General features: G+C 43.2%; 10 protein-coding genes. All 10 read right to left on the reverse strand.

Annotation, left to right across the window (positions count from 1 at the left end):
• Positions 1-322 precede the first annotated feature (322 nt).
• The gene (gene rpsR / locus E4T71_RS07530; protein ID WP_135038614.1) at positions 323-562 is read right to left on the reverse strand and encodes a 30S ribosomal protein S18; all 240 of its coding nucleotides are present in this window, start codon (positions 560-562) and stop codon (positions 323-325) included.
• Between the two features lie 24 nt (positions 563-586).
• Entirely contained in the window at positions 587-1,078 is a 492-nt protein-coding gene (locus tag E4T71_RS07535) for a single-stranded DNA-binding protein (RefSeq protein WP_135038615.1), read from the reverse strand.
• A gap of 11 nt (positions 1,079-1,089) precedes the next feature.
• Positions 1,090-1,380, reverse strand: coding sequence for a 30S ribosomal protein S6 (gene rpsF, locus E4T71_RS07540; RefSeq protein ID WP_135038617.1), 291 nt, complete (start codon positions 1,378-1,380; stop codon positions 1,090-1,092).
• 120 nt (positions 1,381-1,500) lie between these two features.
• Positions 1,501-2,067 carry a glucosaminidase domain-containing protein gene (locus tag E4T71_RS07545; protein WP_135038619.1) on the reverse strand — a complete coding sequence of 189 codons (567 nt, stop codon included), beginning with the start codon at positions 2,065-2,067 and terminating at the stop codon, positions 1,501-1,503.
• A 65-nt stretch (positions 2,068-2,132) separates the two neighbouring features.
• Complete coding sequence (locus E4T71_RS07550; protein ID WP_135038621.1) at positions 2,133-2,963, reverse strand: energy-coupling factor transporter transmembrane protein EcfT; 831 nt, start codon at positions 2,961-2,963, stop codon at positions 2,133-2,135.
• Positions 2,960-4,630: an ABC transporter ATP-binding protein gene (locus E4T71_RS07555; protein WP_135038624.1), complete on the reverse strand. Its 1,671-nt coding sequence runs from the start codon at positions 4,628-4,630 to the stop codon at positions 2,960-2,962. Before E4T71_RS07555 ends, E4T71_RS07550 begins: the two co-directional genes overlap by 4 nt.
• An 87-nt stretch (positions 4,631-4,717) precedes the next feature.
• On the reverse strand, positions 4,718-5,263 hold the full coding sequence (locus E4T71_RS07560; RefSeq protein ID WP_135038626.1) for an ECF-type riboflavin transporter substrate-binding protein: 546 nt from the start codon (positions 5,261-5,263) through the stop codon (positions 4,718-4,720).
• 9 nt (positions 5,264-5,272) lie between these two features.
• Positions 5,273-6,106: an S-adenosyl-l-methionine hydroxide adenosyltransferase family protein gene (locus E4T71_RS07565; protein WP_135038628.1), complete on the reverse strand. Its 834-nt coding sequence runs from the start codon at positions 6,104-6,106 to the stop codon at positions 5,273-5,275.
• Between the two features lie 148 nt (positions 6,107-6,254).
• The gene (gene nagA, locus E4T71_RS07570) at positions 6,255-7,409 is read right to left on the reverse strand and encodes an N-acetylglucosamine-6-phosphate deacetylase (RefSeq protein ID WP_135038630.1); all 1,155 of its coding nucleotides are present in this window, start codon (positions 7,407-7,409) and stop codon (positions 6,255-6,257) included.
• Between the two features lie 168 nt (positions 7,410-7,577).
• Positions 7,578-7,985, reverse strand: a complete 408-nt coding sequence (locus E4T71_RS07575; RefSeq protein ID WP_209304476.1) for a hypothetical protein — start codon at positions 7,983-7,985, stop codon at positions 7,578-7,580.
• Positions 7,986-8,346 lie beyond the last annotated feature (361 nt).

An 8,346-nucleotide genomic window follows, 5' to 3' on the forward strand; every position in this document is an offset into this window, starting at 1 on the left:
TTAGCCTTGGCAAATTAGCCTAACAGCTCCAAACCTGTCATCAAATGAAATCAATGACTTATCAGAATGGGTTGTAGTCCTCATCTCACAGTAAAGGTAGGTGGCTAACTTCATTTTAAAACTTTCGTCCAGTAATTAACAGCCTACTAATCCCCACTAGATTACATATCATTTCCTTCTAAAATAGCATTAATAGGTAACTGGACAAAGCAATGACTTCCTACGGAAGTAACATTCTACAAAAAACGGTCCAATGGACCAACAGATGGCTTCCTTCGGAAGCTACATAAAATAGAAAATGAGCCTCCAACGAGGCTCATTTTTAATCTTCGTTTACGTAAGGCATCAAAGCCATTACGCGTGCGCGTTTGATAGCGTTTGTAACTTTACGTTGGTTCTTGGCTGAAGTACCAGTTACGCGACGTGGAAGGATTTTTCCGCGTTCTGAGACGAAGCGGCTTAGAAGTTCTGTATCCTTGTAGTCAACGTATTCAATTTTGTTTGCTGCGATGTAATCAACTTTTTTACGGCGTTTGAATCCGCCACGACGTTGTTGAGCCATTTTGTTCTCCTTTATTTATTTGTCTTAGAATGGAAGGTCATCATCAGAGATATCCATTGGACTGGTTGCACCAAATGGACTATCATTTCGAGAAAAGTCTGGCATTGCAGGTTCTGAGCTTGCTGGACTAGCAGCTGGAGCTGATCCAAAACTGTTAGCACCAAAGCTAGAGCCAGCCGTATTCCCTTCTCGTACAGCACGACTTTCCAACATTTGGAAGTTGTCAGCTACGACTTCAGTAACATAAACACGCTGTCCTTGCTGGTTCTCGTAGTTACGAGTCTGAATTCGTCCCGTAATTCCGATTAGTGCACCCTTCTTCGCCCAGTTAGCCAAATTTTCAGCTGGTTGACGCCAAATGACTACATTGATAAAGTCTGCTTCACGCTCACCATTTTGACTCTTGAAAGTGCGATTCACAGCTAAGGTGAAAGTCGCCACTGCAACATTCGATGGGGTATAACGCAAGTCTGCGTCACGGGTCATACGACCAACAAGTACAACATTATTAATCATTTGTTACCTTCTTACGCGTCAAGTTTAACGATCATATGACGAAGAATGTCGCCATTGATTTTTGAAAGACGATCAAACTCACGAAGAGCTGCATCATCGTTCGCTTCAACGTTCACGATGTGGTAAAGACCTTCACGGAAATCTTGGATTTCGTAGGCAAGGCGACGTTTTTCCCAGTCTTTAGACTCAAGGATAGTTGCACCGTTGTCTGTCAAGATTGCGTCAAAACGCTCTACCAAAGCTGCTTTAGCTTCTTCTTCAATGTTTGGACGAATAATATAAAGAATTTCGTATTTAGCCATTGATATGTTCCTCCTTTTGGACTAATGACTCGCCTCAAGACGAGTAAGTGAGGGATATTCTCACAAGATACTATTATACAAGAAACTCTTACCAAAGGCAAGAGTTTTTTACTATTTCGTTCAATAATCGTATTGGGTCAAATTATACTGCTCTATCAAGCGGTTGAGTTTAACATTATAGGACGAATCTGTCGCATAGGTTCCTGTTAAAGCTTGGGTAGCGTCTTGGTAGGAAGTCGTATTAATCTTCCATGTACCAGCATACATAGGCTGTGAAAGTACAAGTGCATAGTCTGTCAAAGAAGCATAATAAGAAGGGTAACTACGGAACTGGTCATGAATTTCATACAGATCACCACTGCCATCATCCTCCGTCGTCAAAAAGTTAGCCCCTTCTCCTTGATAAGTTCCCTTAATCCCAAATAAATTGTAGTGCGGAGGCTGAGACAATCGGCTCGTTCCACGATCCGATTCCAACATAGCTTGGGCTATCATAACCGAAGCATAAAGACCATATTGATCCGCCACCATTTGAGCATCTGCCGCAATGCTCTGCACAAAATAATCCTCAGTTGGCACGGTATAATTCTCTTGCTCGGTCATTACCAGCTGATTTGCAAGGAAACCCAGAGCAAGAGTTCCCAAAGACAAGACTAAGAGTCCTAGCCCTTTTTTTCTTTTCGGCATTCTTGACACCTTTCGCCCATTTTTCTTTTAGTCTAACAAGAAAAAAGAAGGATGTAAAGACAAAACTAGGATTGCCATGGATTATAAAAACGACTTCCTTGAACCCACATCAAGTAAAGAGCCAACAGCAAGGAAATCACAGCTATCCCTAAAATAAGGTAGTCTTGCCAAGCCCAAGCTTGGGTCCAATACCAGGTACGGCGTTTTTCCTTACCGAAACGTCTCAGTTCCATCGCACGAGAAACCGTCTCAATGCGCTCCAAAGACGTCAAAATTAGCGGAAAGAGGATTAAGGCATTCCCTCGAATACGAGCAACAAGTGGTTGTTGAGGGGATAAATCTAACCCACGCGCCTCCTGCGACCTACGAATCATCACAAAATCCTCTTGTACATCTGGAATATAACGCAGCGTTAAACTTACGGCGTAAGCAATTCGATAGGAAACTCCAATCTGATTCAGACTCGCCGCAAATTGACTCGGATGAGTCGTCAAAAGAAAAACTAAGGCCATGGGAAGAGTCGCCACATACTTGAGGAACAGATTCCCTAGATAAAACAGTTGCTCCTGAGTCAAATGATAAGGGCCAATGCCCTCCCAAATCAAATGACGACTTGCATAAATATCCACTCCATACTCCGGAGCAAAAAGATAGACCATGAGTAGATTCATAGCTGCAAAAAAAGAAGCAAAATAAATGACCCAGCGAATACTCCTCCAAGAAATTCTAGATACATACAGTGCCATTAGAGATAGGAGAGCTATCCCCAGTAACAGACGCGTATCATAAGTAATCATAGCCGCAACCGAAATCAACAGGAAGAAGAGAAATTTACTAGCGCCGCTCAATCTATGAATCCAGCTTGTCCCCGACTGATAGCCGATAAAATTGTTCATACCTTTCTCCCCCTCTCTTGATAAAACTGCGATAGAGCAATCGGATCCACTTGTAACTTATCCGCTAAATGGAAAAGCGAAGTTGTCCGTAAATGAGCCTTAGCCAAGAGTTCTGGCTGGGAGAGAAGCTCCCGTGGATTTTGGTCTGCCAAAATCCGACCCTGATCCAATACTAACGCACGATTCGCATATTCAAGCATGAGTTGCATATCATGCGTAATCAGGACAATAGCATGCCCCAAATCCGCTAACTCTTGCAAAAAATCCATCATCTCTCGATAATGAGCCTGATCTTGACCAGCAGTCGGTTCATCCAAAATTAAAACCTGAGGCTCTAATATCAAAATCGCTGCTATTGTAACCCGTTTTTTCTGACCATAGGATAGAGCGGATATGGGCCAATTACGAAACGGTGTTAAACCACAAATCTCTAAAACCGCTGCCACCCTAGAAATCACTTCCTCTTCCGATAGACCTCTAAGCCTTAAGCCCCGCGCAACCTCATCAAAAATCATAGTTTGAGAAATCATCTGGTTTGGGTTCTGCAAAACATAGCCAACCTGCCGAGCTCGATCTGTCAACGATTGCTCAGACATTTCCTGCCCCTGCCAGAAATACTGACCTTGAGCCGGTAAGTAACCTGACAGTAGTTGAGCCAAGGTTGATTTTCCCGTTCCATTTTTCCCAACTAAAGCTACCAACTCTCCTTTTCGTAGTTGGAGATCTAAGTCGTCAAAAATAGCAGGCCTATCTGGATACGCAAATCTCAGCCGATTCCACTGAGCTAACACTTCTCCTGCTGGCTCTTCTTCCACTTGAACAGACTTCGGTAAGGAAAGAGCGGGTAGTTCTAAGGCTGTCAAATCATCTAGGGGCTGGCTAGCTCTTAAATCCATTCCTAACTCTCTAAGTGCTGTTAAATACAGGGGTTCCCGAATTCCAACTCGCATCAACTCAGAACTAGCCAGTAATTGATTCGGAGGACCATCAAAAGCAACTTGACCATCTTCCACAAGAACAATTCGATCGAGGCCTAGTTCCAGTACTTCTTCTAGACGATGCTCAATGATAACCAGAGTCGAGCCTGTCTCTTCATGAAGTCGGCTTAGTAATTGCAAACTTTCATGAGCAGCCTGGGGATCTAGGTTGGCTAACGGCTCATCAAATAATAAGAGAGGACTTTCGTCAATCAGAACACCCGCTAAGCCAACCGCCTGTTTCTGACCTCCTGACAAATCTTGTGGTCGCTGATGCGCTAAAGATGTCAACCCTAATCGTTCTAACCAATAAGCCACCTTCTCCCGAATAAGGGACGTCTCCAAGGCATCATTTTCCAAAGCGAAGGCCACGTCTTCTGCAACAGTTTGGCCAATAAACTGACCATCCGTATCTTGAAGAATACTGGAAATTAGTAAGGAGCGTTGCACAATGCTAGAAGCTATCAAGTCTTGTCCCTTAAATAAGAGTTGCCCCTGAATTTGTCCTTCGTAAACGTGGGGAACTAAGCCATTGAGACATTGTCCCAATGTTGACTTCCCAGATCCCGAAGGGCCAATAATGGCTACTTTTTCTCCTCTCTGAATGTCCAGATTGATATTTCTCAATGTCGGCTCTGCCTGACTCTGGTACTGAAAAGAAAAATTTTTAAACTGAATCAGTGGTGTCACCGTGGTTCTCCCTCTTTTTTTCTTTCATTTTATCATAGTGAGATGGGAAAAGGACAAAATTCACAAGTTGAATTTTGTCCTTTGAGCTTATTCCTTGGTCAAGCTACCGGTTTTGACCTGGTTACGGGCATAGAGGCTTAGCAGCAAACTGCCTGCAATGGCAACTGTGACTGAGTTTGTCAAACCTGCAACTACTCCTTGGGCAAATACCTTGTTAACGGGTTCCTTATAAATCAGAATATCTCCGATGGGAGCTACAAGTCCCCATAGAACTAGGTTAGCAATTACCTGAATCAGGTTAAAGGTTACCAGCCCTTTTGAATCTAGCTTGCCAGTTTGCAACTGCAAGGTCTTTCTTGCATTTCCAATAATCAAACCAAAAAGACCTGAAGCGAGAACCCAAGACCACCAAGGACTTCCACCTCGAAGTAAATCAATATTCGCATGGCCAATAAAACCGACAAAAAAGCCAACAACGGGTCCGTAAATGACTGCAAGTAAGGCCTGAACAGCATACTGCAGTTGAATATAGGTATTTGGAATCGGAGTGGGAATGCTAATCAGACCAACAACAATAAAAAGGGCTGCTCCCACACCAATCGCAACAACTTGCTTAATGGATAATTGTGACATAATAAACTCCTAAATCTTTTTCAACTGGATAGACCATTGGGGTCCCACACCAACATTATAGGCTTTGGAGAAGGAACCTTGATTAATGGCTAGCCCAATACGGTAAACTGAATTCACATAAAGGACAGGCTGTCCAATGCGAACATCTGCAAAGGACTTGCCATAAACGACTTGATTTTGGTAGACCAGCATATCATTGTTATAGATAGTAACTTCAAATCGATCTCCAAATTCGGGATTAAGGTTCTGGAAATCTTCTCGTTTAATGGAGGTCCACAGGGAGCCAAAGCGAACATCTAGAATCTCGACAACTCCTTGAACCCAGTCAGGTCCTTGAGTTGTTTCAACAACTGGAATTTCAACAATGTGCTCCACACTTAATGCGGGCCCCACCTCTTCAAAAGTCATGTGACCACTAGCTAATTTAGCGCCAGTATAGGCATAAACATCACGACCATGAAAAGTATAAGAATGCTCCGTATTGGCACGGCGGTTGGATACCTCAGAAATTTCCCGCACAGCCAGCACCTCATCCTTGATATAAGATAAAGTACCATTATCCGGTGTTACAATATACTGATTTCTCTTGGTCAAAGCCACGACACTTTTTCGTTTGGAGCCAACTCCAGGGTCAACAACGGAGACAAAAGTTGTACCCTCTGGCCAATAATCAATCGTTTGAAAAAGTCGATAACTGGCCTCTTCAATGTGATAAGGTGTGATCTCATGTGTCAGATGATGAATGTTCAAATCTCGTGCTTCTTCTAAGGCCACCCCAATCATGGCCGAGACTGCACCATCTACTAACCCAAAATCCGATTGTAACACTAACAAGTGGTTCATAGTACCTCCCAGTAGCAAGTTTTTACTACCCTTCTATCCTATCAGATTTTTCAGCCCCTACCAAGGCTATTTTTCTTATTAGAGCCATTAAATTTTTTTATACAGAAAAAAACCAGATGATTCTCACCATCCGGTCTTTCCTAAAGACTCACTCTGCCTGATAGCGTAATTGACCATCCAAATAGGTCTCTTGCAACTCTAATTGAGGAGTCCAAATCAAAAAGTCGGCAGCTGCTCCTGGTCGAATCTGACCACATTCTTGTTCCAAATGAACAGAGAGAGCCGGATTCAAGGTCGCCATTCGCAGCGCTTGCTCAGGATTGGCTAAGCCCCAATCCACCACATTTTTCACTCCATCCTTCAGTTGAAGAATAGAGCCTGCAAGAGAACCCGAATCTTTCAAACGAGCAGTCCCCTCTTGAACAACAACAGGAAAATCACCTAGGTGGTAATCACCATCAGGCATGCCCCCCGCTCGCATACAATCTGTGATTAAAGCTACCTGATCCAAGCCTTTTTGCTCCATCAAAATGTGACAGGCTCTTGGATGAACATGATGACCATCACAGATTAACTCCGCAAAGGTGTGTGGCAACTGGTACATCGCACCAACCATCCCTAATTCTCGATGGGTTAAACCACGCATCCCATTATACGCATGTACCCATACACTAGCTCCAGCCTGAACAGCCTTGCGAGCCTGATCAAAAGTAGCATTGGAATGCCCGAGGGCAACTGTAACATCTTCTTGGGTCAAGGTTTCAACAAATTCCTCAACTCCATCACGTTCAGGTGCTAGAGCAATCTTCTTGATTTGTCCTTGAGCTGCTTCTTGCCAATCCCGAAACTCTTCCAGACTTGGATCTTTCATATAGGCTGGATTTTGAGCTCCTTTAAACTCTTCTGTAAAATAGGGACCTTCAAAATAAATCCCTTGAATTTTAGCTCCCTTAGCCTCCTGATAACGAGCTCCAATCTGCTCAGATACTTGACGGAGATCTGCCGTATCTGCCGTCAAAGTCGTTGGGAGAAAGCTAGTCACCCCAGTACTAAGAAGCCCCTCGCTCATCGTTGTCAAGAGTCCATCGATGTCTTTATCCATGACATCGATACCTCCAAATCCATGAATATGGGTATCGACTAATCCTGCACTCACCCAATAGCCAGTATAATCACGGATTTCCCCTGTTGCTGGTCGCTGAGCTTGCCATTTACCAAAACGACCATCCTTGATTTCTAAATAACCTGCTCCCTTTTTCTCATAAGGATAGAAAAAGGCATCTGCTTGAATATAGTAGTTCATCGTCGAGTCCTCCTTATAGTTATTATACACCTAGAAGGCAAAAAACAAAATGGTATAGACCGTTTTTTCGGCAACCCCTCTGAAGCTAAAAGGGCTGGAGCAGCAAGGTTGGACTAGGAAAAGAACAGAAGACCACATTGGACAAGCGATAGGATACTTTGGGGTAACTTACTTCTCAGCAAAATCTTCTTCCAACCACTCTTCCTCTTTGTCCTTGGTTGAAAAATCTCCTTGGAAAAACCAAGGATAAGTCCGATCCGCAATAATTTTGGTTTCCATGTAATCCAAACATCGGCTAATCACACCTCCAACACCAGGAACCAATTTTCCAAGGTTGACAACACCTCTACTACCAAACCTGGTCACTAGTCGAAAACCAACTCTCCGATTGATGGCTATCAATAACCTACCCGGAATCCGTGCAATCATCTTGGTAGCAACCTTCTGCCCAGCAATAATATTCGTTTTCTTAATCATTTGATTAAGTGAAATACCAGCAAGACAAGCATAAACAAAAGTCTTCGTTTGATCACTGTCCAAGTCATAACCTGCCATTTGGGCTGCACAAGCTATCATCCGCATTTGTACTATACAAGACACTGGAAACATTGGCCGGTACAGCTACAGGTAATGTTAAGAGCCCTCCCAAATCCTGTAATCACCCCTGATGTTGTACACTTCAAAATTTGCTTATCCATCATGTCACGAACGGTTTCTTCAACGGTCTCGTGTTTATCCAGATACTCCTTAGCCATTTGAGCAACAGGTACATTCACCATTGGAACACCATCTAGAAGCCTTTCATAGGTTATACTTAACAAAAAACAAAAATAGCTGTATACTATAAGGTATGAAAGTCGAACTAAATGAATATCAAATTAGCGAATTGAAGCAAGCCCTGAAAGATAAAAAGAATGCACAGCACCATAGGAAAATT

It is taken from the genome of Streptococcus sp. WM07 (assembly GCF_004570525.1).
In the GTDB taxonomy this organism is placed as follows: domain Bacteria; phylum Bacillota; class Bacilli; order Lactobacillales; family Streptococcaceae; genus Streptococcus.

Excerpts from the sequence above, each read along its gene's own strand:
- E4T71_RS07565 (WP_135038628.1), bottom strand. The coding sequence starts at position 6,106 with ATGAACCACTTGTTAGTGTTACAATCGGATTTTGGGTTAGTAGATGGT.
- nagA (WP_135038630.1), bottom strand. The coding sequence starts at position 7,409 with ATGAACTACTATATTCAAGCAGATGCCTTTTTCTATCCTTATGAGAAA.
- E4T71_RS07550 (WP_135038621.1), bottom strand. The coding sequence starts at position 2,963 with ATGAACAATTTTATCGGCTATCAGTCGGGGACAAGCTGGATTCATAGA.
- E4T71_RS07560 (WP_135038626.1), bottom strand. The coding sequence starts at position 5,263 with ATGTCACAATTATCCATTAAGCAAGTTGTTGCGATTGGTGTGGGAGCA.
- rpsR (WP_135038614.1), bottom strand. The coding sequence starts at position 562 with ATGGCTCAACAACGTCGTGGCGGATTCAAACGCCGTAAAAAAGTTGAT.
- E4T71_RS07535 (WP_135038615.1), bottom strand. The coding sequence starts at position 1,078 with ATGATTAATAATGTTGTACTTGTTGGTCGTATGACCCGTGACGCAGAC.
- E4T71_RS07545 (WP_135038619.1), bottom strand. The coding sequence starts at position 2,067 with ATGCCGAAAAGAAAAAAAGGGCTAGGACTCTTAGTCTTGTCTTTGGGA.
- rpsF (WP_135038617.1), bottom strand. The coding sequence starts at position 1,380 with ATGGCTAAATACGAAATTCTTTATATTATTCGTCCAAACATTGAAGAA.
- E4T71_RS07575 (WP_209304476.1), bottom strand. The coding sequence starts at position 7,985 with ATGATAGCTTGTGCAGCCCAAATGGCAGGTTATGACTTGGACAGTGAT.